The following is a 25,269-nucleotide window of genomic DNA, read 5'->3' on the forward strand; positions in this document are numbered from 1 at the left end:
GGACAGCCTTTTTACTTCAGCTTCATATGGATTAAATAAAAATGATTGCTTTTGTGCCATGTATGTTGGTTTTTTGAACTGTTGGGACTGCGAAAACGCTTTTATAATTGAGGTATACCATGAGAATTACAGGAGGAACTGCAATGAGAAGTCTGCAACGTACGTGGCCATTTCATATCATGCTGCTGCCAGCCATCATTTTCTTAATTGTATTCAGCTACATTCCAATGGGCGGCATCGTGATGGCCTTTCAAAATTACAAACCTTGGCTAGGCATAACTGGTTCTGAATGGGTTGGACTGGATAATTTCCGCTTTTTGTTCCAACGGGAGGACAGTCTTCAGGTCGTATGGAATACGCTGATTATTGCTGTGTTAAAGATGTTTTTCAATCTGCTGGTTCCGTTTGTTTTTGCTATCCTGCTGAATGAAATTCGCAAGGTCGGACTTCAGCGCTCCATTCAGACATTGGTGTATCTGCCACACTTTCTGTCCTGGGTAATCTTGGGTGGCATTCTGATTGATCTGTTGGCTACTGACGGATTTATGAACCGGATTCTTGGAAGTATAGGAATCCAGCCTATCTTCTTTCTGGGAGATAACAACTGGTTTCGTTTTACCGTCATTGTATCGGACATATGGAAAGAGTTTGGCTACAATACCATCGTATTCCTCGCTGCACTGGCGGGTATCAATCCTTCGTTGTATGAGGCTTCTGAAATGGATGGAGCGAGCCGATGGAGACAGACGCTGCACATTACTGTACCATCATTGATTCCGATGGTGGTCGTTGTTGGGACGCTTGCCCTTGGTAATGTTCTGAATGCTGGTTTTGACCAGATTTTCAACCTTTATAATCCGCTGGTATACCAAAAAGGCGATATTATTGACACATTCGTCTACCGGACAGCATTGATCAATGGGGAGATGGGCTTTGCTACCGCCATTGGATTGTTCAAATCCGTTATCAGTATGATTCTCATTCTGATATCTTATCGGCTTGCTTACAAATGGGCAGGTTACCGCATATTCTGATTCCACGAGGCTGAAAGAGGGAGAGTCATGTATCATAAAACAACGCCATACCGCATTTTTAATGTGTTCAACATTTGCTTGCTTGTGATATTGTCTATCATGTGTATCGTTCCACTGATCCATGTGTTGGCGGTATCGTTTAGTGCTAAATCAGCAGCAGATGCCAATCTGGTTGGACTGTGGCCAGTGCAATTTTCTTTAGAAGCCTATAAGAAGACGATGAATAACCCAATTTTTCTGCACTCCATCTGGATTTCCGTCTGCCGAACTGTCTTGGGAACCGGCTTGACGCTGCTGATTACCTTTTTAGCTGCTTATCCGCTTTCGAAGGAAACCACGGTGTTCCGTAGTCGCAACATTTATTCATGGCTGTTTGTATTTAGTATGATTTTTAACGGTGGTCTGGTTCCATTTTATATGGTTATTCAAAAGATTCATCTTATGGACAGCTTCTGGGTACTTGTATTGCCAGGAGCGGTCAATACATTTCTGGTCATTCTTATGCTGAACTTTTTCAGAGGTATCCCCAAAGAGATGGAAGAGGCGGCATTGATCGACGGAGCAGGGCATTTTCGGACATTGTTTAGTATTTTCTTACCGATATCCATGCCTTCCATTGCGACGATTGCGCTGTTCAGTATGGTATTTCATTGGAACTCATGGTTTGATGGTCTGCTCTATTTGAGCAATGCAAAGGATTATCCGCTGGCGACGTTCCTGCAAACTGTAATTATACAGAAGGATATGAGCTCCATGAGCATGAGTCCCAAAGAGATGGAATTACTGTCTCAGACGACGGTTAATGCAGCACAAATTTTCATTGGTGCAGCGCCTATTCTTATTGTATATCCATTTTTACAAAAGTATTTTGTTAAAGGTATGACGTTAGGTTCCGTCAAAGAGTAACAGAACTAATACAAGGAGATGATTTACAGTGACATATCCAAACATAACCAAGTACCCTCCCATTAGTGAGCGAGTTCCGCGTATGCTGCATGGAGCAGACTATAACCCGGAGCAATGGCAGCAATATCCCGAGGTGTTAGCGGAGGATATCCGCTTGATGAAACTAGCCAAATGCAACGTAATGTCTGTCGGCATTTTCTCATGGGTATCCTTGGAGCCTGAGGAAGGTGTATTTACGTTTGAATGGCTGGATCGTATTCTGGATTCGTTTGCTGAGAACGGAATCTATGCGTTTTTGGCCACTCCGAGCGGAGCAAGACCAGCCTGGATGTCGCAAAAATATCCCGAGGTGCTGCGTGTAGGGGTTAACCGTGTCCGTAACTTGCACGGGTTTCGACATAACCACTGTTATACGTCGCCTGTATACCGGGAAAAAGTACGTATCATGAATACGAAGCTGGCTGAGCGATATGCTAATCATCCTGCTGTTATTGGCTGGCACATTTCCAATGAATTTGGTGGAGACTGTCACTGTGATTATTGTCAGGAGGCTTTTCGCACTTGGGTGCAGGATAAATATGGTACGCTGGATCAGCTTAATCATTCATGGTGGACAACATTTTGGAGTCATACAGTTACAGATTGGAGCCAAGTCGAATCTCCAGCACCTCATGGTGAAACGCAGGTTCATGCCATGAATTTGGACTGGAGACGATTTGTAACCGAACAGACCGCAGATTTTATCAAGCATGAGATTGTGCCGCTTAAGGCTGCAAATCCGGACATTCCAGTCACAACCAATTTAATGGAGTTTTTCGAAGGATTGAATTACTGGAAGTTTGCTGATCTGCTCGATGTTGTATCCTGGGATAGTTATCCGACCTGGCATGACCGTGAAGGAGATGATAGCCGGCAGGCTGCAAGAGTGGCAATGATGCACGATATTATTCGCTCCATTAAAGGTGGGAAGCCTTGGATGCTCATGGAAAGTACGCCAAGTTTGACAAACTGGCAAGACGTTAGCAAGCTAAAGCGACCGGGCATGCATCTGCTATCATCTTTACAGGCTGTGGCGCACGGTTCAGACACTGTTCAATATTTTCAATGGCGGAAAAGTCGCGGTTCGAGTGAAAAGCTGCATGGTGCGGTCGTCGATCATGTTGGTCATGAGCATACTCGGGTATTCGGGGATGTGACAGATGTCGGTCATGCGCTGGAAAAACTGGAGGAGGTGATTGGTACATCCGTACCGGCTGAGGCCGCAGTCATTTTTGACTGGGAGAACCGTTGGGGAATCAACGATTCACAGGGACCGCGGAACAAAGGCGTGAAATATGAGGAGACAGCTGAAGCACATTATTTGGCATTGTGGGAGCAGGGAGTGCCGGTAGATGTCATTCATATGGATGCAGATTTCTCCAAATATAAACTTTTGGTCGCTCCGATGTTGTATATGGTCCGCAGCGGTGTAGGGGAGCGCATACAGAGGTTTGTCGAAAATGGCGGCATTTTCGTAGCAACCTATTGGTCTGGCATTGTGGATGAACATGATTTGTGTTTCCTTGGAGGCTTTCCAGGGCCGCTTCGTAAAACGCTGGGCATCTGGTCGGAAGAAATTGATGGATTACATGATCACGATCGTAACTACATTATACCGATTGAAGGCAATGAGCTGGATCTACAAGGGGAATATGAAGCTGTTGAATTGTGTGATCTCATTCATACGGAGGGTGCAGAGGTACTGGCTAAGTACGGGGCAGACTTTTATGCAGGACGTCCAGCTTTGACGGTGAACCGTTTGGGACAGGGAAAAGCTTATTACATCGCATCACGCAACACCGGACTATTCCATAGTCATTTTTACAAGAGTTTAATTGATGAGGCAGGTCTCAGTAAAGCACTCGATGTGCAGTTGCCACATGGAGTGAACACAGCGATTCGTACCGATGGAGTTCATGATTATATTTTTGTAATGAATTTTACGCATGAGCCGCAAGAGATTACACTGGATGGAAGAACTTATACGGATATGCTTGAAAATCATGTGATAGCAGACAGCAGCGTTCAAATGGGTGCCTATGCTGTTAAGGTTCTAAAGACAGAGCGCAATAATTAGAACACGTTATACATGTGATCGCCGCTGATTCCCGAGTGAGGGAGCAGGTGGATTGGCCAGAGGCAATGTGAGTATACAATTTAGATAGGGGATGACTTATGAAAACAGGTAAACGTACTATGGTATTTGCGATGTTGATCTTGTTATCCAGCTTTTTGTACCCATTGGGCTCTGTGGGAGTGGGTGCGGCTTCGGCCGCCCCTGCTTTCGCCAAAGGAGCAGATATAAGCTGGGTCGCAGGGATGGAAGCCCAAGGTATGACCTGGAAGGATAAAAAAGGGGTTCGCCGGGATGTGCTGCAAATTTTACGGGACGATTATCAGATCAATTCGGTTCGTATTCGAGTGTGGGTAAATCCTGACATGAAGGATTATGCAAGCGGATACATGAATGCCGAGAAGGCAGCAGAACTTGCGCAGCGAGCTCAAAAGTTAGGCATGAGCGTTATGCTGACCCTGCATTATAGCGATTCATGGGCTGACCCAGGACAGCAGAATAAGCCTTACGCATGGCGCAATTTTACATTTACACAACTTATGGATGCGGTCTGGTCCCATACCGTCTATGTTATGAACACGATGAAGAGCAAGGGTGTGACACCGGATTGGGTGCAAATCGGCAATGAAACGAACAATGGCATGCTCTGGGATGACGGCAAAGCCTCAGTGAATATGAAAAACTATGCGTGGCTCGTCAATACAGGGAATAACGCTGTTAAATCCGTAAGCAGCAGCACCAAGACGATCGTACATTTAGCTAACGGGGATAACAGTTCCGTTTTAAACTGGAACATTGGTGGACTGATTGATAATGGAGCTCAGTTTGACCTTATTGGACTGTCTCTATATCCGTCTTCCTCTGACTGGCAGGGTAAGGTGGATCAGACGATTACCAATGCCAATAGCCTCATTGCGAAATATGGTAAAGGCATTGTTATCAGTGAAATCGGGATGGAATATAATGAACCTGCTGCTTCCAAGGCATTTATTTCCGCAATCAAAACGAAGGTGCGGAGTATCGGAGGCGGTAAAGGCGTGGGCGTATTTTATTGGGAGCCAGCTGCAACCCCAGGTTATAATCAAGGCTATAACAAAGGTGCTTGGCAGGCTGACGGTAAGCCAACCTCAGCGTTGGAAGGCTTTTTAAACTAAAGAACGATGTAAGAGCATATCAAAGAACCTCTAATGCGCATTCTATGCAGATTAGAGGTTCTTTGTTTTATGATGATTGGGTAGTTATAATGTTTAGACTTCCCGGTTTACCTTGAAGAATGAAATAAGCTCTTCCAGCTCCCCGGACATCAATGTAAGCTTGTCCGAAGCTTGGACAATCGAAGCCATAGACTCTGTCTGTTCCCCAATGGTTTGTTCAATTTGTTTGCTGCTGTTGACTGTTTTGCTAACTGTGGAAGACAACTCGTCCGAGGTAGCTGACATTTCCTGCGTGCTGGCCGAGATTTGCTCAGTTGCACTGGATACCTCCTGGATTTGTGACGACACTTTGTTGGACGCTTCTAAAATTTCAGAGAACATTTCGCCTGTCTGCTTCGTAACTTCCAGTCCGACGTGAACTTCTTTTGTACCCAGGCTAATGCCTTTTACAGTTTGTTCAATCTCTTTTTGAATTTCTTCAATAAGCTCTGCAATTTGTTTGGCGGATTCTTGAGACTGTTCAGCCAAATTACGCACTTCTCCAGCTACTACTGCAAAACCTTTGCCTTCTTCGCCGACTCTGGCAGCTTCAATCGAAGCGTTGAGGGCAAGCAGATTCGTTTGGCTGGCAATACCGGTAATGATGCTTACAATATTACTGATTTCGTTAGAACGGTTCTGCAATGCATTAACGGAATCAACTGTACTTTCCATTGTAGTGGAGATAGAGTCCATCTGAGTGGATAGCTTTTGAGCTACCTGATTGCCTTCAACGGAGCGCTTTTCCATGGAATAAGCTTGATCCGCAACAGAAGAGGAGCTTTCAGCGATGGTTTGGATCACTGTAGACATTTCATTCATAGCCCTGGAGCTTTCAAGTGCTGCGTGATCCTGAGCCTCAAGCCCCTGGGTTATTTCCCGGATATTGCTGTTAATGACGTTTGTATTCGTACTGTTTTTCTCGCTGATGCTTAACAATTCCTGGGCTGATCCCGTTACTTCTTGCGTCGTATCCTGTACTTTCACCATTGTATCGTTAAGGCGCTTGATCATAGAATTAAATTTTTGATTAATAATACCAAGGTCGTCTAGTCCTGTCTTAATTTTTACATTCAGATTACCCTCGCTGACTTCTTCAATTCCCTTCATCAAGGAACGAATTGGGGAGAGCGTGCGTTTTACCAGCAAGTATTGAATCGTCAAGAAGATAGCAAGAAACAGAATGAGCAGTGAAACACCATATACAAGCAGCTTATGAAGACCCGTAGGTACAGAGCTCGCATCTACGTCAAAGTAAATTGCACTTGTGACTTTACCACTTGCATCTGTAATCGGGTAAACAATCGTAGTCCATGTGCCATATTCGTCCGTATAAAAGCTGCTCAATGCTGATTCATTGGATTGAAGTACTTTATTTACGGCTTCTGCATTTTCGTCAGGCAGAGTGTACATATCCCCAATGTTCATCTTCGAGTCTTGGAAAGCTTGAACCAAATTAGTGGGAACGCCAATAATGGAGGTTTGATTTCCTTCTTTTAGTTCTGTCCCAAATATGTAAGCTTGGGCGACATTAGGATAAAATGTGTGAATAGAATCTAGAAATTTACGTAATTCCTGTTGAACAGAACCGTTATAATCTTTTTCGCTTAATGCTTGTTGTACTTTTGTTTTGTCAACATCTTCTGCCCATTTTTTGGTCAGCACTTTAACCTGATCTTGCAGCTGCGTGGTGAGAATGTTCTTTTGAAGTATATAGCTAGATGTGATAAGAATAGCACCTATTAATACGATGTTAAGAAAAGATATTAATAGATTTTTACCAAAAAAGGACATAGTGCTCCACTTCAAGTTTTTCACAAGTTTCTTCTCCTTTAAATTTTAATTTAATGCTACAGTACAGCTATCCCTTATATATTTCGTCAATTTCCTTTATAAATGTTAGCGAATTATTACAATTGGGATATACTTACTGGTTTCACTAAAAACAAAAGCGGCAACCCACATGCAATAAATGTAGGTCGCCGCTTGCTAGCAAGACAGGATAGCTGGTTTCAACTCAAATACAACTAAATTACTTTATTGTTTGAACAATATTTAAAAAATAAGATAAATGCGGGCGAACGAATGCCCTTAATCATTATATATAACAGTCTTTCGCTGAACGTTGAAAGCTTTCTGTCATTATACAAGTAGTGAAATGAGCAGAGGGAGCGAAATAAGCGATAATACTGAGCTTATAACAAATGCAGATGCCGCTTCTGTTTCCAGTGATTCATAGCGGGTCGCGATCATAGCGGCTACAGCAGAGCCGGGAAATGCGACAAGCAGTACGGCTTTGGTTACATCCTCAGGGGACAGTCCGATCAGAACAGCAATACCGAGCATAACCATAGGCATTACGATCGCTTTCAGCACAGCGATACTAAGTGCTTTTGGACTGAACGTAATCTTTTTAATGCCAATAGTTACCCCAATAGCAAATAGAGCCGTACCCGCAGTAATATTGCCGATTTGGTCAAACATAGATTGCAAAAGTTTTGGAGCTTGGAATCCGCATAAAGTCAATACAACACCAATCAAGGGTACGCAAGCCAGCGGTTCACTGAGTCCATGAAGGACAGATTTTATAGTGACTTTAAATAAATTGCCTTTTGTGTCGTCAGATTGTGTTGATTTGCGCTGGCCGACCGTTCCCAAAATACTTGCAAGTGGATCAAGAATCGCATTAACAACGATGCCGGTAATCGCAATAGGAATGGCGACTGCCGCACTTCCGAACAAGCTTCCCAAAACGGGAATCCCCATGAATGCAAAAGAGGGCTGTGTCGAATTCAATGCGAACATGGAGGATTCTGTCAGGCCTTTTTTTGCAATCAAGCGATATAAGATGAGCAATACAATATAAAAGCCAATCACCCCAAGCAGCAAAGCAACAAGAAAGGGCCACTTTTGGATTAACGTCTCTCGTGGTGTCGTCGTAATACCAATAAACAAGTGTGCAGGTAAAGCAAATTTGGTTACCAGTGTATTTAGTCCCTTAGAAGAAGCTGGGTTAAAGGCCTTAAAAAAACCTGCAAAATAACCAATTAAAATGACAAAGAAAATAGGAATTAAAATAATAAAAATATGACCTGTAGCCATGATGTCGCCTCCAATAAAGATGTCCGCCAAAAATGGCGGACATCAGTTAAATAATCACTTTGCTTACAGCATGTATAAATTTTGATGTTGTTCGCTATTTTTAAACCAGAACGGCTTCCTGTCCATACTGTTTGATGGGTTTATATTTGCATTCCCACATGGATTCCCGAACCGCTTGTACGATATCATCCGGCTGATGACGCGCTACTCCATCTTGAACGGCTGCCTTGGCGACAGCCACTGCTACAGCTTCAGATACTTCTCGCAGTTCGTTGATTTTTGGCAGCAGGGAAGCACCAGGCTGTGACAAATCAACCATTTGAGCTACTGCATGGGCAGCTGCTGCAAACATACTATCTGTTATAATTTTGGATTTTACTACGATTGCTCCAAGACCAAGACCCGGGAATACAAAAGCATTGTTGGATTGCCCAATTTCAAACGTAATATTGTTGTAGATTACTGGCTCAAAAGGGCTTCCTGTTGCAATAAGCGCTTTTCCTTCAGTCCAGTGGATCAGGTCTTCAGGAGTTGCCTCCGCCAGAGGAGTCGGATTGGACATTGGCATAATAATAGGGCGTTCTGTATGCTTGGCCATCTCTTTCACGATTTCCTCACTAAATGCTCCAGTAACACCGGAAGTTCCGATCATAATCGTCGGTTTCACGCGGCGAATAACTTCAAGCAGAGGGATTTTGCCATCTTCAGCATGCTCCCAGTCACGGCATTCGGCAGCATCACGCACATAAGGGACCTGGAATGGCAAAAGTCCTTCCGTTTCATTGGTAAGCAGGCCACGGTAATCATATGCCCAGAAGTTACGTCTTGCTTCAGCTTCTGACAATCCTTCCAGCATCATGGCCGCACTAATTTGGTCTGCATTGCCGATTCCGGCAGCTCCTGGACCAAACACTAGAACCCGATGCTTGCTCAGAGGGATTCCGGACAATTGGACACCAGACATCACACCTGCAAGTGTAACTGCACCGGTACCTTGAATGTCATCATTAAACGTTAAGATATTATTTCCGTACTTATTAATAATATTCCGAGCATTGACGTTACCTAGATCTTCCCAGTGCAGCAGTGCGTTCGGGAAAGAAGAAAGTGCAGCTTGAACATAAGTATCAATAAATTGATCATATTGTTCTCCACGTACACGCTTATGACGATTCCCCATGTATAAAGGATCTTCTAACAGCTTTTCATTGTTTGTACCTGCATCCAGCACAACGGCCAGTACCCGGCTAGGATCAATACCAGCAGCGGCTGTATATACAGCAAGCTTACCAATAGAGATGTTAATACCGCCAACTCCCCAGTCCCCAATTCCCAAAATACTTTCAGAATCTGTGGCTACGATCAGATCGATATCATCAGGACCCAAGTTCAAATTTTTAAAAGCTTCTTTGATGCCAGCAAGATTATCAATAGATAGATACATACCGCCCGGTTTATGATATTCATGACTGTATTCCTGAATAGCCTGACCGACTGTTGGTGTATAGACAATCGGAAGCATCTCGCTCAAGTGCTCGGAAAGCAAACGATAATAAAGGACAGTATTCCGATTAAAAAGATCATTTAATGCAACGTTTTTACGTAAATTATCCGGTTGGCTTTGAAATTGCTCATACACCCGTTGAACCTGTTCCTCAATCGTGAGTATGGTAGGAGGAAGGAGGCCGTCAAGTCCAAGTTGCTGACGTTCTTCTAGCGTAAAAGCCACTCCTTTGTTCAGCAGTGGGTTGGCAAGAAGATCTTTTCCGGTTAATTTGGTTTCGATAGTTCCATTTTCCGTAACATGAAAAGCACGCATTTCCAATTCCTTCTTTCTAAAAAAATACATTCGGTTAATCCTTGAACAATTCGTGAACAAGTATACGCCTTATTTTAAACCAAGTGAACAAGTATGTTGTGTGAAAAATGGTTATATAAGTGTTTACATAAGAAAAAATATGAAAATGAAAGCGGTTTTCAATGATTTTCAAATGAAAAATTCATTGAATTTTCATAATATTTTCGGTAAATATTCAATAAATGTGACTTTTTTCATAGCTCTTATAATTTGATTGAATGTGTATAGAGGAATAGCTCAACTTCATTTTTCTATAAATGAAGTTAAGCTATTTTTTATTATAAGGGATAATTGAGGCTTAAAATCTAAACGTTTGGTGGCTGTCTATTTAGTGGATAGTCAGATATTTAATTCTCCGATTCGGTTAACGGCTTCATTAGCGCCTGGAGCAGAGCGTTGCATCCAGCTGTTGCGCCATTTCAATTGCATGATAATGACGAGGACAAAAGCACAGAATGTGATCAGACTTAGACAGATGAAGCCAGGCATGTAAGAACCCGTTAATTTGTACAGATGGCCCAGAATAAGAGGAAGACAGTATCCGCCTATGCCACCAGCAGCCCCGACGATGCCGGTCATAAGCCCGATTTCGTTGCCGAATCGCTGCGGCACAAGCTGGAATACGGAGCCGTTGCCAGCCCCAAGGCACATCATGCCTACGAACAGCAGAACTACGACTACGGCAAGTGGTGGCAAAAATGCAATGCTGGCGAGCATCATCCCGGCCCCGGCATACAAATACATTAACATGCGAGAACCACCAATCCGGTCAGACAAAAAGCCACCTACAGGACGAAAGAAGCTTCCGGCAATCACACAAACGGTTGCAAAATCAGCGGCATGCACCGCAGAGAGGCCGTATTGGGTATTGAAGAAAATGGTCAAATAATTAGAAAGGCCGACGAACCCACCGAACGTCACGCAATAAAAGGCACAGAACACCCAGGCATCCCTCTGTTTGAGCACCGAAGCATATTGCGCCAGACTTTTTGGTACTGGGCGATGAGGGCTGTTGCGGGCAAAAATACTGAACAGAACAAAGACGATGAAAATTGGGATAATGGCCAATCCAAACACGACCTCCCAACTGCCAAAATGTTGGGCAATGCGGTTGGCAAACAAAGTTGCGAGGACGGTCCCACTGTTGCCGGCACCAGCAATTCCCATGGCCAGCCCTTGATGCTCTTTGGGGTACCATTGGCCAGCCAACGGCAGTGCAGCTGCAAATGAGGCTCCGGCCACACCCAGAAGCAGGGCGACAGCGTATAACTGCTCCAGCGAATCAACCCACAGCCAGCCAAGCAGGAGAGGAATGATTGTGACAAGCATACCGATCTGTCCCGTGAGCTTCGGACCGAAATAATCTGACATGAATCCAAGCACGAGTCGCAGCAGGGAACCACTAAGTATTGGGAGAGCGACAAGGTTGGCTTTTTGTACAGGGTCCATTGGATAGTCATTAGCAATGACAACGACCAACGGTCCGATCATTCCCCATATCATAAAGCTAATATCAAAATACAGAAAGGAGCCCAATAGGGTGGGCTTGTGTCCGCTTTGCCAGAAACTTTTTTTCTTCATTCTCGATCTCTCCTCTTCTTATTGTGGTTTGTAGAGCTCAGTCCTCAATCTTCTGTTGAACATAAAAAAACCGCAAATCGTCCCGACATCGTATCTGGGAAACGCTTTGCGGCTTCATTGCCGTGTTTGACACACCTCATTGTGCATCGCTTTGATATGATCACATCGTAGTGATTTTAATTCAAATTATAAAAAGACATTCTATATATGTCAATATACATAACATTAAAATTATAATAAATTTAAAATAAGGTTTAAATACAGGTTTCATGTATTGAATATTGACATGACGCTCACAATTCAGTAATCTTAAGTACATATCGGTACAACGATGTGCCGACATTTACGGCAACGGTGCCCTTTTCCATCGAATGGAGAAGGGCTTTTTCTGTCTTATTTTAGTACGGAGAATGGGGCTGGATTCATTATGATAAAAAGACTGGTCGTCATCGGTAATGGTATGGCAGGCATCAAATGTGTGGAGGAAATTCTCAGTCTGGAGCCGGAACGGTTCCAAATCACAATATTTGGTGCTGAACCGCGGCCCGGATACAACCGTGTGCTCCTGTCCAAAATGCTTCAGGAGGAGAGTACGTTCCAACATATCGTTACCCATAGCTGGGACTGGTACGAAGAAAATGGGGTAAAGTTGCAAGCTGGTGAACGTGTGTGTCGTATTGATGTGGCAACTGGTATGGTGGAAACGGAATCCGGTATTCAAGAGCCCTATGACATTCTCGTACTGGCAACTGGCTCATTGCCTTTCATGCCACCCATTCCCGGAGTTCGAAAAGAGGGAGTAATTGCTTTTCGTGATGTAAATGACTGTGAAACCATGGCGAGATATGCTAAGACGTACCGCAAAGCCACTGTCATCGGAGGAGGGTTATTGGGGCTTGAGGCTGCTCAAGGCTTGCTGAATCTGGGGATGGAAACTGACGTTGTTCATAATGCGCAGTATCTGATGAATCGTCAGCTTGACCGTACTGCGGCTGTACTTTTACAACGACGGTTGGAGCAACAGGGCATGCGGTTTCATTTGGCGAAGGATACAGTCAACATTATAGGTCGCAACCGGGCACAAGGATTGATGTTTGCGGACGGGAACAGATTGGAAACGGACTTGGTTGTGCTGGCGGTTGGTATCCGGCCGAATATTGGTTTGGCTCAGGACAGTGGTCTGACAGTAAACCGTGCCATTGTCGTGGACGATTATATGCGCACGAGTATTCCTAGTATTTACGCAGTTGGCGAATGTGCTGAGCACCGCGGGATTTCATATGGGCTGGTGGCGCCGCTATATGAGCAGGCCAAAGTGCTGGCAAAGGTGATTTGTGGTCGTGAAACGGCTCCCTATGAAGGGACGGTCCCGTATGCACAGCTCAAGGTGGCGGGAATTCATGTGTTTTCGGCAGGAGACATTCGTGAAGAGGGCAGCGAGATCGCGATCATGGAATATAACGGTATGCAGGAGATTTACAAAAAAGTGATGATGCGCGCCGGCAATATCACTGGAGCAATTTTGTTTGGAGATACGGCGGAAAGCACCTCGCTGCTTGGAATGGTACGGCGCGGCGCGCCAACTACAGAGCTTACATCCCAGAATAATAGCAAAAGCAAAGCGGAGGATGCTGCGGAAGCATTGCCCGAAGGAGAGACGGTATGCGCATGCAATGGTGTGAGCAAGGGGGATATTTTGCGAGCGATTGCCACGGATAAGTTGAAAACAGTCGAAGAGGTGAAGAGCCGTACCAAAGCGTCCGGTTCCTGCGGAGGCTGCCGGCCGCTAGTGGCTGCACTGGTCAAAAATGGTTTGTCCCGAGAAACAGCTTCTGGACCTGTGGTAACTCCGACTGCTCAAGAAGTTGTTTCTGTGTGTGGTTGTACGCATTATGATCATGATTCGCTTAAGACAGCGATGGTGGACGCAGTTTGTCGAACTCCAGAGGAAGTAGTATCCCGTCTTGGTTGGACCAGACAGCAGGGGTGTGAATTATGTCGTCCAGCTGTACTTTATTATCTGGAATCTCTAGGTTTGCGGAACGGATCTGCAACAAACCAACTGGGAATAGACGTTGCGGTTCAGTCCACCCTACCGTACGAAGGGGAAGTGGGTTCTGTGGGCCTGAGTTTTACAAATTTGAATGCTGAACGTCGGGATTGTGTTGATCCTGCCCCGATCGATCAGGCTTGTGGTGGAGTGATCTGGCTAAGAGAGCGGCTGGCGGCAGTATGGGGCAGTCTTTCATTACCGTCACCAGTTGCGGTTGCTGTCAGTCCGGGTTCAGAGTATCCCGGTGGCGTGCTTGTCCATGACATTGGAATATCCCGATCACCAGCAGGTTGGGAGGTTTATGCCGGTGGGCATGCAGGGCACCCGGTTCGTCAGGGGTTGCTGCTTGGATTGGAGGAGAATCCAGAAGAAGTGGTGCTGATGGCTGTAACCTGCTTGCAAATATACAGGCATAGTGCTAGGTATGGGGAGAAAATGTGGGAATGGATTGAACGGACTGGCGTTCTGGCGCTGCGGGAAAGTGTGCTCGACGCTACTCTGCGAAGTGAACTGACCGGTAGTCTGCGGTCCACCATGCTGACAGGTTAACGGATTGTGGGAGTTGTAATGATAGATACGTGTGCGAGGACAGTAACATTGCAGCGAATGGAGAGAGAAGGTGACTTTTATGTGTCAGTCAGGAGAAAACAAACTGGAAGCCGGTCAATTCATCCTCCCTGTGGTGGAGACACAATGCCCATTTTGCAGCGTGCAATGTAAGATGACCGTTAGTACGGAAACGGAGACACTCGCGGGTATCATTCGAACGGTGTATAAAGCGGAAGGCAAATCTAACGCAGCCTCACAAGGTAGGTTATGCATCAAGGGTATGAATGCGCATCAGCATGCAACTCATGCAGAAAGGCTGACACAGCCCCTACTGCGCAAAGAGGGCAAGCTTGTTCCCGTTCAATGGGGGGAAGCGATGGATGCTGTAGGTAGCAGTTTCTCTTCGCTGCTGTCCACGCAGGGCCCTGACGGAATCGGCATTTACGGCGGAGGCTCGCTATCGAATGAAACGGCTTATTTACTTGGGAAATTTTCCAGAGTGGCTATAGGTACGCGCTATATTGATTATAACGGGCGCTTCTGCATGTCGGCGGCAGCATCTGCTGGCAGCAAAGTGTTTGGTGTTGACCGCGGACTGACCTGTAGGCTGGCTGATATTCCGTTGGCTCGTTGTATTGTGCTAGCAGGCACGAATATCGCTGAATGTCAGCCGACGTTAATGCCTTATTTTCACCAAGCGAAGGAAAATGGCGCGTTTATCATCGTAATTGACCCGCGCACGACTCCCACAGCGGCAATAGCCGATCTGCACCTGCAAATCAGACCAGGTACGGATGCTGTACTGGCCAATGCCATGCTAAAGGTCGTCGTGGATGAGGGATTGATAAATGAAGAATTTATCCGCAAGCGGACCAACGGGTATGACCAGTTGTTGACTCATTTGAATGGGGTGAATCTGAACGAATCGGCTGCGTTGTGCGGAATTGAGGCAGAAATGATCCGGCAGGCAGCACGTGCCTTTGGTGGCGTGGAGACTGGCATCGTTTTTACAGCCAGGGGTGTCGAACAGCAGACAGATGGGCATATGGCGGTGCGTGCATTTCTTAATCTCGTGCTGGCCACCGGAAAGATTGGAAGAGAAGGGTGTGGGTATGGTGCCATCACAGGTCAGGGGAACGGGCAAGGGGGGCGAGAGCACGGTCAAAAGGCTGATCAGCTTCCTGGTTACAGATCGATTGAGAATGAAGCAGACCGAGCCTATGTTGCGTCCGTGTGGGGAGTTGAACCAAGCAGCTTGCCGGGAAAAGGAGTATCGGCCTATGAAATGATGGAGCTTGTGAATCAGGGAGAAATTCAAGCGCTGTTCGTGATGGGCTCTAATCCTGTTGTGTCTAACCCGAATGCACGGTTGGTTGAGGACGCGCTGGAAAAGCTGGATTTGTTGATTGTGGCGGATATGTTTCTCACTGAAACGGCACGAATGGCCGACGTTGTTTTGCCTGTGACGTCTTATTTGGAGAATACGGGAACGATGACTAATCTGGAAGGCCGCGTTTTGCTGCGGGAAGCGGTGCGCCTTGCACCGGGCGAAGCTAGAGATGACTGGAGCATTTTATGCCAAATAGCTGCAAGGTTGAACAAGGGGAGGTACTTCGCATATAAAGATGCAGAGGATATCTTTGAAGAACTGCGTCTCGCTAGCCGAGGGGGACTTGCTGATTATTACGGGATCACTTATGACAGGCTGCGTCGCGAGGAAGGGGTGTATTGGCCATGCCCATCTATGGATGAAGCTGGTACGGATACGATGTTTCGGGAAAGTTTTGCTCTTTCCAACCGAAGGGCTGTTTTTACAGTGGTTGAAAGCTGTGGAGCAGGAGAGGAAATATCCGAGGAATATCCGCTTACTTTGACGAATGGCCGCGTGCTGGCTCACTATTTGACTGGCGCGCAAACACGCAGAAGTCCTTCGCTGGCCGCGCGTGAGATTGAGAATTATGTAGAAATTCATCCGCGTACTGCGCAGCGCTGGTATATCAGGGACGGGGAGTGGGTGGAAATAACATCCCAGCGCGGCAGCTTCACCGTCCGCAGCCGGATCAGGCCACATATTCGCGAAGACACGCTTTTCGTGCCCATGCATTGGGGCGGGACGCAAAATGTAAATCGGGCGACCCGTCCAGACCTTGATCCGTTCTGCCGGATGCCCGGCTTCAAGACGGCAGCTGTATGCATCCGTCCCCTCCGCCTAGCTGTAGCTGCAACCAGTGGACATAACGGGGAGTGGTCACAGTTCTAGAACAGGAAGGTGTGAGTGCATTTTCTTTTTCCTTGCATAAAAGGCCCGCCCCCTTTGCATGAGCATGGGGGCGGACCTTTTTGAGTAGTTCAGTTTATGTCCCGATAAATGCTGGACTGTAGGAGACGAGTTTTATAAATGAAAATGGGGTTCGGATGTGTTGGCACCCGTTTTTATTTCTTTTCTCAACATAGCTTCACGCCAGCGGCAGTACAACTCCCAGGCGTTCCCGTTTTCAAGCAGCGGCTTGCAGGTGTACAAGCCTTCCTCAATGGAGTCGACTCGCCCTGCAATGAACAGTCGTACCGCGCCGTTGAGCAACACTTGATTCGAGAAGGCAGTAGGAGCTGTGCCTTGCAGCACTTCCTCTGATATGCGTAGCTGTTCAGCAGGGGTCCAGTGGTGTTCTGGTACTACCGAATCCAGCCCGTACATTTCGGGATCTATAACCTGGAGGGACACCTTACCATTAGCAAACAGGTAAGTCCGGGTCGGTCGGTCGATGAATAGGTCCTCCGATCCTTCGCTCCCCTGGACGATCAAAGCCCTGCGATAACTCAGATTTTGCATGACCTTCGCCGTCTTGTCGAATACGGTGTTGTGGAAAACACCAAATACAATGTACGGGGAGGAACCGTAATCAACCAGTTTCTCGGCTGTGTTCAGTACTGTGCGAAGCCCCAACTCTTCGCGAATAGAGCGCAGATCCCGCAGGGGCGTGCACCATTGTTCGGAAACAACGAAAAGCACGCCTGTCTGCTTCGCAGCATGAATGGCGGTTTCGTGTGACATGTCCGCAGTCGCTACCCCCATCTCCTGCAACAAAAGTGGGAGTGTAACCCCCCATTTGGGAGGGAGGGGTGCACTCCCATGCATCGTTACAGGTAATCCGTATGAGGCAAGTAGAAAGGCAGTTGCGAAGGTAGCAATAAATGATGACTTCCTACCGTCGTACGGACCGGCGAAATCAATGCCTTCCTGCATGGGAAAGCGGTGGGAATATTTGCGACAGACATTAACGAATGCTTCCAGCTCGGCAACACTCTCCATTTTGATGCGTTCCGCGGCAAAGAAGGCACCGATTTGAGCTGGGGTTGCTGACCGGGTCATAATCAGTTCGGCGGCAGCTTCGGCTTCGGCATAGTTCAGATCACGAGCGCCTCTTTTGCCGCGCCCAACTTCTTTTAATATTTCAATGATATTCATGTTCAAGGCCCCTTTCAGATTTATGCTTTTAGCATTTGCTGTGCTTTCACAATGGAGATGGCCACATCAACGATTCGTTTGCGCTCATTCATCGCTTTTTTACGCAGCAGATCATATGCCTCCGCTTCCGGGATGCCGTTTACTTCGCCAAGTATCCCCTTCGCCATATCAATCCATTTGCGTTCTTCCAGCCGAGCGGTCAGTTGTTTGCGTTCACTTTGCCAATGCTGGCGTTCAAAAAAGCGTTTGGCGCTAAAATGAAGAGCCCAATTCAGCTCATGGGCTGCCATGGAAGGGGTTAGAATACCGTCGACAGTCACGTCTGCTTCACAAGCCTCCGTCGATGACAGCGCTGATGTCGCGCTGCACCACCAGAGCAACGGAATTGCTTTGGTTTGCTCCAACCTGCTACTCCACATGCTGATTGTGCCGACAGGTATGTTTAGTACGGCCGCATCTGCATTATGGATGAGCTGTTTGATTTCAGATTCATGGCGGCAGGGCAAAGGCAGGTATCCGTTGGATTCTAAAAGGTGCTCAGGTTCTGCCTGCCATGAGGGAATGGTGTCTGCCTGCTCGGATGCAGGGTCAGCATGTGAGTGAATTACCAACAAGGAACGCAAGCGGGCTCCTCCTCTCTTTAACATGAAGGGTAAATAAGCATGAGGATTATATGTCTTGATAAGAAATATGACATATAACTTGATGAGATGGGTTTGCTTTTCCATCATAATGAAGTGGAAACGGACTTTTAAACCATTTTGGCGTGTTTTGGACTGAAAATCAATCCTAATTTTGTAGAAGAGTGATATTTTATACGTCATCAATATGTTACTTAGTGATAAAATATTATTTTTACGAGATTTTGCGTAAGGAATATTGACATGTGATTTGAATCGTTATATATTGGCTACAGTACTTTAAATTCATACTCTGATGGATACAACGGCGTATTCGATGAAACGGCAATGGAGCCTGTTTTCACATGTGGAGGGATGTTTTGCATCCCCGTATGTGAAGCAGGCTTTTTATGTTTTAAGGATAGAAATGGAGAGGGAGTGACCTAATGAACTACATCCAAAAATTAGTGCTGGTCGGCAACGGAATGGCGGGGATACGCACTCTCGAACATTTGCTGAAGATCGCACCAGGTGCCTATGAGATTACGGTATTTGGGGCCGAGCCCCATCCAAACTATAATCGGATCATGCTGTCCTCTGTTCTGGCCGGTGGAGCAGGTTTGCAGGATATTATCATCAACGATTGGAATTGGTATGAAGACAATAATATCCGATTGTATACCGATGATCCTGTCACAGCGATCGATACGGAAAAGCGGCAGGTGACTTCACGATCCGGTGTATGCGTCTCTTATGATTTACTGTTGTTGGCAACAGGTTCTAAAGCCTTCATCTTGCCGCTTCCAGGAGCCGACAAGGATGGTGTGATTGGATTCCGGGATATTCGTGACTGCGAGACGATGATGGAGACGGCGAAGACGCACAAAAAAGCGGCCGTTATCGGCGGCGGATTGCTTGGGCTAGAGGCAGCCAGGGGGCTACTCAATTTGGGAATGGATGTTACAGTTATTCATATTAACGGTTATATTATGGATCGGCAGCTGGATGAGGCTGCTTCCCTTATGTTACGGCGCGAGCTGGAGGAACAGGGAATGACTTTTCTGGTCAATAAGCGGACGGCGGCTATCACCGGGCGTCGTCGCGTGGAAGGGCTAAAGTTTGCTGATGGCAGCGAACTGGAAGCGGATTTGATCGTTATGGCGGTAGGTATCAAACCAGACATTGAACTGGCGGTGTCAGCGGGAATCCCCGTAAACCGCGGTGTCATCGTAAATGATCACATGGAAACGAATATTCCTGGCATATATGCCGTTGGAGAATGTGCAGAACACCGGGGAATCACTTACGGTCTGGTTGCCCCATTATTTGAGCAGGGGGGAGTCCTGGCTCAGCGACTCGCGGGAATGGAGACTCCTGGCTACAGTGGTTCCGTTACTTCTACAAGATTGAAGGTATCGGGCGTCGATGTATTTTCAGCAGGAAATTACAAGGATGAGTCGGGAACGCGATCACTGCGGTATCAGGATGATATTGATGGCGTCTACAAAAAAATCGTCATTAAGGAAGAAAAACTGATCGGTGCCGTTCTGTTTGGGGATACCTCTGATGGAGCCAAGTTGTTTTCTCTGATTAAAAGTGGGGAGTCGGTGGTTGGTCGAGAGAAAGAGTTGTTACTTGGCTTTAATCCTGGTCAATCAGAAGGTAGTGGCACCATGATGCTGGAGCAGATGCCTGAAGACGAAATTGTATGCGGATGTAATGGTGTATCCAAGGGTGACATTGGAGAGGCGGTTGCGGCTGGCTGTAAGAGTCTTGGGGAAATTAAGGCCTGCACGAAGGCATCGGCATCATGCGGCGGCTGCAAGCCATTAGTGGAGGGGCTCTTACAGCTGTACGCAGGTGCAGAAGCCGGAGAATCGATTAAAGAGGGGATATGTGGCTGTACGACACTTGATCGGGAAGCGATTATTGCTGGTATCCGAGAAATGGGGTTGAAGAGCGTCAAAGAAGTGATGAACGTGCTGGGCTGGAACGAAGCTGAAGGATGCACCAAATGTCGGCCGGCCCTCAATTATTATCTAGGTATGCTGTGGCCACTGGATTATGAGGATGAGAAGGAATCCAGATTTACGAATGAAAGGTTCCATGCCAATATTCAGAAAGATGGCACCTACTCTGTGGTGCCCCGCATTTATGGAGGAGTTACTTCACCTGCCGACCTGAAGAAGATTGCTGCTGTCGCGGAGAAATACAATGTGCCATTGGTTAAATTTACGGGTGGCCAACGTCTTGACCTGCTTGGTGTAAAAAAAGAAGATCTACCGGGAATCTGGTCCGAATTGGATATGCCATCTGGATATGCATATGGAAAGACATTGCGAACGGTCAAGACGTGTGTCGGTAACACTTTTTGTCGCTTCGGCACACAGAACGCTATGGGCATGGGCATCCGGTTGGAAAAGGCATTTGAACGTCTGAATGCGCCATCCAAAGTCAAACTGGCTGTGTCGGGCTGTCCGCGTAACTGCGCAGAAGCGACGATCAAGGACTTGGGTGTTGTCGCTATTGACGGTGGCTGGGGGATCTATATTGGAGGTAACGGCGGGATTAAAGTGCGGGCAGCAGAACTGCTGTGTACTGTAAAAACCGAGGATGAAGTGATGGAATGGACTGGTGCCTATTTACAGTATTACCGTGAGCAGGCGAATTGGAACGAGCGAACAGCACATTGGGTAGAGCGGGTAGGCGTAGAGTCGATCAAACAGGTATTGGTAAATGCGGAGACGAGGCAGCAACTGGTAAGCAAAATTGAGGAGACGTTAAGCACAACGACTGATCCGTGGCACGAAATCATTCATGACGAAGAGCTGCGCAAAAACTTTGTACAGCTGCCTGAGCTTAAGGCAGTAATGGAATAGGAGGCTGACCAAATGGAGAGCAATACGATAACCAGCAGAATCAGGATAGCAGATCTGAACGAAATTGACCGACGTGGAGCAAGAACAGTTCGCATTCATAATGCAGAGATAGCCGTATTTCGCCTTAGTGACGGCAGCGTGCGTGCGCTTGAGAACCGTTGTCCACACAAAGGGGGACGGCTATCCGAAGGAATGATATGTGGATCGGTGGTCCATTGTCCGCTCCATGATTGGAAAGTCGACCTGTCCACTGGTCAGGTGCAAGAGCCGGATACTGGATGTGTGACCACTTATCCGACGGAGATTGACAGTGAGAGTGGAGCAGTTTACATCGTAATCTAGGGGCATTAGGTTTATTTGCTTGGGGTGCTGGGCTTAGTTGTTCTTCTATATAATAGAAGAGATACGTATTGCCGAACAATTCTCTAGAATTCAATCTTGCTGAAAAAAGAGACATTGCTGCTTAAGCGTGGTGTATATAAAAAGTCAACCTTACTTCTGGTTGGCTTTTTTTTCGCCTAAATCTTGAACGACGGCCAGTTTCTCGTCTCGGCACCAACTTAAAAATCTTTACCATCACTACTCATAATCTGAGTGATTGATATAGTTTTCTTATCGAAATCCACGTCCTTCTACCGAATTCCTAATATCTCCGCACTCCGGTAGTTAGAGTAAGAAGGAGCACAATATAATACATATCGTCTTTTGAAGCTTCTAGGAAGGCGTGTGCCTGTTCCAAGGTCCATACCTGCATTTCCTTTTTTTCGAGCTTTAGCCGTTCGACTAACGAAACAGGGTTATTGCTGATCTTATAAAAGTCTTGAATGTGGCGTGGTGTGATGCTGCTAACGCCGAAATGCGTACATATCTTATTCAACACTTCGAACGATATATTTTCATCTTTTCCATTGCAGCAGCAGATATTCCCTGTTGAAGCCGCAAATCCTCTTTGTTTATATCTCTTTCAATAATAGTAATTCTAGCAAACTATTGAATTGAAAAAATATTACGAAAAAATTGATCGTAAAATGAAAATATTTGTGATCTTTTAGGTTTTACACATGGTAAATTAGTAACATGGAAAACAAAGAGAGAGCAGCACCCCACACAAACACATGCCTGTTTGACGGTGGTAGGTGTAAAACGAGCGGTACCAGTTATCCCCTTGCTATAAGACCTACAGAGAGCCGCAAGGGTAGGATAAGTGGGCATGTTGCTCTTTCTGTTTTCACTACTCCACTCTTGCTAATGTGCGTCTGACAAGCGCACTCCTCATGACAGTGATCCTAGCCACTAAAGAGTGGATCAGGAGCGCAACTGGTCGCGTAAGAAAGTACCTAGAAAAAGGCTGCATGCAAGGGTGAAAGTGCCATGTCCACATCTATTATCATAACTGCAGTGGGGTATATCCACGAAGGTTCGATTCCTCTCGCGAAAAAGAACGGGTGGGTGTGTCGGTGGTTCGAATCCGCCAGCGGTTTCATGCAGAATACTTGGTGTGCTACTGGATTCATTTCTGGCTGGTCCTGGTTCAAATCCGGGCTTCTGCTAACATGGAATCAAAACCCATTTTTTGTTGAATAATTACAACAAAAGACTTATAATGTAAATGTTCATAAATACCTGTAAAAACTTTATCAATCATGAATGCTCTAATAGTTTCTTACATACTGTGCTGGTTGATAGAGTTGGCAGGATAAAAAAATCAAAGAAAGTAGGCTTATGAGTATGAAAAACCTTAAAAAAGCTTCTGCAGTATCTGTTTTATCATTAGCTCTTGCAATTCCCTTATCTGCTTCTGCGGCAGCTACGGATGTTGCACCAGCTACAACTGACTTTACAGCAGTTTCCCAATCTGCAAACACATCGACCGATGTGAATACACCAAAAGCGGGAGATCATGTTATTACTCCTCAACACCAGCAGGATAAATTCGGGAGTACTGTGAAAAGCTTACCTGGCGAAGGTAGTGCGACAGCTCCCTTTAAAGTGACTGGTGGATATGGGTATGTTAAAATTAACTTTAAGAACAATTCTAGTGATCCAGTAAAAATAATTGTGACACATAATGACACTAATAAAAATTATTATGAAGAAGTCTTGAGCGGAAAAAGTTCGGACAGTTGGAAGAGTTATCCCGGAGTTAAGCAAGGTGTGCGATCTGGTGACTATACAGTGACCTTCAGAGGTGGAAAGAATGGAGATGGAACTAAACCAGTAGATGTAACATTTAGTGGTTTTACAACAGATAATACATCTGAACTTTAATAAGCTATAAGGATACACACATAAAATACGTGAGAAGAGCCGTAGCTTCATTGTACGGCTCTATTTTCATACGTGCGTATGCAGAAACCAACTCAACACAAACACAGGGCAAACCGTCATGGTCTGCCCTCTTTGCTTTACCTTAATATGATCTTATTGTAAGAAAAATTAAAAAACATGGAATCTTTTAGTAGACTGAGGTGGTAGTTAAATATACAAATATAGGAGGAATAAGCTTTGAAGAAAAAACATTTTATTGCACCAGCCTTGGCACTAGGACTAATTGGGGGAGCTATTGCCGTACCCAATGCGATTTTTGCAGATTCAAATGCTGTAACTGATTCTACACCAGCTACAACTGGCTCAACAGCAGTTTCCCAATCTGCAAACACATCGACCGATGTGAATACACCAAAAGCGGGAGATCATGTTATTACTCCTCAAGACACAAATAAGGTGCTGAACAAGTCTCTTGCGAACACTGACATGTCAGAGCGTTTCTACATTGATCCGCACTACGGATATGCTAGAGTGTATGTGCATAATGATGGGAAAGCCCCGATTAATATAACAGTAACTCAGGGGTCAGCTAGTGGTCCGGTTAAGATGAAGGGAAGAATAGCGAAAGGTGAAACATTTGATGAAATCAACTCAAGTGCTTGGACTGTTGGTAGTTTCTATGTAAACCTTACTTCACCAGGCGGTCCTATGGAGGGTGGTATGTCGGTTCGCATAGGTAACACAAGAGAGGAATTGCAATAATAATTTAAATGCAGTGAGGAGGTCGGCTATCGTGCCGACCTTTTTAGTTTCTTCAATATCACTATTATGCACGGTTAGCTCAATGGTAGAGCACAGGCGGGCCCGAGTAAAACAGACCTAAAGGCGTGGGTTCAATTCCCACACCGTGCACCTAATTAAAAGACCTAATGAGAGTGGCATATATGCGTCGCTCTTTTTGTTTTCACAATAATAGAAAAGGAAGTGTTTTGTAATGAGTACAGAGGCAAGCGCAGTACGTAACGGCGGATTTGGGTATCTTGGTTCGGATAATATCTTTAAGGTGGTAAATACCGAGGCTGAAGCTCGTAAGTATAGCCCCACTGGTAGAGTAGTAAGCTTTGCAGGTCCACACGCATATGGTAACTCTGTAGTCCCTACAGGCACGGGAGAATACGACCAATTGGCTATCAAGCTGCATGTAGATGGTTCATTGACTGAGAGCGAGGGCCTTACGATTCCGGTCCATATAGCCAAGGTAGTCAAAGAGCTGCAATAGTGTTTATCCCCGGATCAACTCCGGGGACTTTAAGCGCCTAAAGGAAAATGTGCGGTTCGAGTCCGCAAGGTGCCATTTATTTAAACGAATCTTGTATTTCTGATCAAGAGACTAAATCCTTCATTGATCGGATCTTCATATTCTACAGTTCCAAGTATTTCAAAAGGGACTTTGTAGTCTATCAGTAAATTCTTCGCATGTTCGTTCAACAGAATAAACTGGTATTATTCGCCGAAACGCGAATCTAAGTCTTTTTTGCCAGGAGTGCTGCTCCGAGTAATTGCGAACATTAAAAGTTCCAGTTCCTGAGTGTACGGATGTGGAGTTTTCAACTCATTATTTGACAACTCCATGAGCTTTGTTTGCAA

17 protein-coding genes and 1 tRNA gene are annotated in these 25,269 nt (G+C 45.8%); 12 read left to right on the top strand and 6 right to left on the bottom strand.

All coding sequences use genetic code 11. The features are described 5' to 3' along the window. The first annotated feature begins 143 nt into the window (after window positions 1–143). The 4 genes from G9G57_RS08500 to G9G57_RS08515 all read left to right on the top strand — a co-directional run bounded on the left by G9G57_RS08500 (window position 144) and on the right by G9G57_RS08515 (window position 5,207). Window positions 144–1,034, top strand: coding sequence for an ABC transporter permease (locus G9G57_RS08500; RefSeq protein WP_016822416.1), 891 nt, complete (start codon window positions 144–146; stop codon window positions 1,032–1,034). A gap of 27 nt (window positions 1,035–1,061) precedes the next feature. After that, window positions 1,062–1,940, top strand: a complete 879-nt coding sequence (locus tag G9G57_RS08505; protein ID WP_016822415.1) for a carbohydrate ABC transporter permease — start codon at window positions 1,062–1,064, stop codon at window positions 1,938–1,940. Between the two features lie 28 nt (window positions 1,941–1,968). Further along, entirely contained in the window at window positions 1,969–4,056 is a 2,088-nt protein-coding gene (locus G9G57_RS08510) for a beta-galactosidase (protein WP_274597697.1), read from the top strand. Between the two features lie 98 nt (window positions 4,057–4,154). Beyond that, window positions 4,155–5,207, top strand: a complete 1,053-nt coding sequence (locus tag G9G57_RS08515) for a glycoside hydrolase family 53 protein (RefSeq protein ID WP_016822413.1) — start codon at window positions 4,155–4,157, stop codon at window positions 5,205–5,207. 93 nt (window positions 5,208–5,300) lie between these two features. Here the strand turns inward: G9G57_RS08515 and G9G57_RS08520 are convergent, their stop codons facing one another. From G9G57_RS08520 to G9G57_RS08535, 4 genes are all read right to left on the bottom strand, one after another. Further along, on the bottom strand, window positions 5,301–7,064 hold the full coding sequence (locus G9G57_RS08520; RefSeq protein WP_019687983.1) for a methyl-accepting chemotaxis protein: 1,764 nt from the start codon (window positions 7,062–7,064) through the stop codon (window positions 5,301–5,303). A gap of 324 nt (window positions 7,065–7,388) precedes the next feature. Further along, complete coding sequence (locus G9G57_RS08525; RefSeq protein WP_016822411.1) at window positions 7,389–8,348, bottom strand: AEC family transporter; 960 nt, start codon at window positions 8,346–8,348, stop codon at window positions 7,389–7,391. Between the two features lie 100 nt (window positions 8,349–8,448). Further along, window positions 8,449–10,167, bottom strand: coding sequence for an NAD-dependent malic enzyme (locus G9G57_RS08530; RefSeq protein WP_045244409.1), 1,719 nt, complete (start codon window positions 10,165–10,167; stop codon window positions 8,449–8,451). A gap of 378 nt (window positions 10,168–10,545) precedes the next feature. Further along, window positions 10,546–11,787: a nitrate/nitrite transporter gene (locus G9G57_RS08535; RefSeq protein WP_164964838.1), complete on the bottom strand. Its 1,242-nt coding sequence runs from the start codon at window positions 11,785–11,787 to the stop codon at window positions 10,546–10,548. Window positions 11,788–12,214: 427 nt separating this feature from the next. Between G9G57_RS08535 and nirB (G9G57_RS08540) the strand changes: the two genes are divergently transcribed. Both nirB (G9G57_RS08540) and nasC read left to right on the top strand, forming a co-directional pair. After that, window positions 12,215–14,389 (top strand): nitrite reductase large subunit NirB, encoded by a 2,175-nt coding sequence (gene nirB, locus G9G57_RS08540; RefSeq protein WP_164964839.1) that lies wholly within the window; start codon window positions 12,215–12,217, stop codon window positions 14,387–14,389. 79 nt (window positions 14,390–14,468) lie between these two features. After that, complete coding sequence (gene nasC / locus G9G57_RS08545) at window positions 14,469–16,649, top strand: assimilatory nitrate reductase catalytic subunit NasC (RefSeq protein WP_164964840.1); 2,181 nt, start codon at window positions 14,469–14,471, stop codon at window positions 16,647–16,649. Window positions 16,650–16,781: 132 nt separating this feature from the next. Here the strand turns inward: nasC and G9G57_RS08550 are convergent, their stop codons facing one another. Next, window positions 16,782–17,855: an anthranilate phosphoribosyltransferase gene (locus tag G9G57_RS08550; RefSeq protein ID WP_044785287.1), complete on the bottom strand. Its 1,074-nt coding sequence runs from the start codon at window positions 17,853–17,855 to the stop codon at window positions 16,782–16,784. Between the two features lie 20 nt (window positions 17,856–17,875). After that, window positions 17,876–18,478: an ANTAR domain-containing response regulator gene (locus G9G57_RS08555; RefSeq protein ID WP_016822405.1), complete on the bottom strand. Its 603-nt coding sequence runs from the start codon at window positions 18,476–18,478 to the stop codon at window positions 17,876–17,878. 443 nt (window positions 18,479–18,921) lie between these two features. On the opposite strand from G9G57_RS08555, the gene nirB (G9G57_RS08560) reads away from it, so the two are divergent. The 6 genes from nirB (G9G57_RS08560) to G9G57_RS08585 all read left to right on the top strand — a co-directional run bounded on the left by nirB (G9G57_RS08560) (window position 18,922) and on the right by G9G57_RS08585 (window position 24,901). Next, window positions 18,922–21,354 (top strand): nitrite reductase large subunit NirB, encoded by a 2,433-nt coding sequence (nirB, locus tag G9G57_RS08560; protein WP_164964841.1) that lies wholly within the window; start codon window positions 18,922–18,924, stop codon window positions 21,352–21,354. Window positions 21,355–21,366: 12 nt separating this feature from the next. Beyond that, a complete protein-coding gene (nirD, locus tag G9G57_RS08565; protein WP_019687974.1) occupies window positions 21,367–21,696 on the top strand; it encodes a nitrite reductase small subunit NirD in 330 nt (109 codons plus the stop codon). Between the two features lie 1,380 nt (window positions 21,697–23,076). After that, window positions 23,077–23,622 carry a hypothetical protein gene (locus G9G57_RS08570; RefSeq protein ID WP_238799276.1) on the top strand — a complete coding sequence of 182 codons (546 nt, stop codon included), beginning with the start codon at window positions 23,077–23,079 and terminating at the stop codon, window positions 23,620–23,622. A 237-nt stretch (window positions 23,623–23,859) separates the two neighbouring features. Continuing rightward, the gene (locus tag G9G57_RS08575) at window positions 23,860–24,384 is read left to right on the top strand and encodes a hypothetical protein (RefSeq protein ID WP_045244416.1); all 525 of its coding nucleotides are present in this window, start codon (window positions 23,860–23,862) and stop codon (window positions 24,382–24,384) included. A 68-nt stretch (window positions 24,385–24,452) separates the two neighbouring features. Then, a tRNA-OTHER gene (locus G9G57_RS08580) sits at window positions 24,453–24,534 on the top strand. Window positions 24,535–24,616: 82 nt separating this feature from the next. Continuing rightward, window positions 24,617–24,901: a hypothetical protein gene (locus G9G57_RS08585; RefSeq protein WP_016822400.1), complete on the top strand. Its 285-nt coding sequence runs from the start codon at window positions 24,617–24,619 to the stop codon at window positions 24,899–24,901. Window positions 24,902–25,269 lie beyond the last annotated feature (368 nt).

The sequence above is a fragment of the Paenibacillus sp. EKM211P genome, assembly GCF_011066175.1.
Taxonomy (GTDB): domain Bacteria; phylum Bacillota; class Bacilli; order Paenibacillales; family Paenibacillaceae; genus Paenibacillus; species Paenibacillus polymyxa.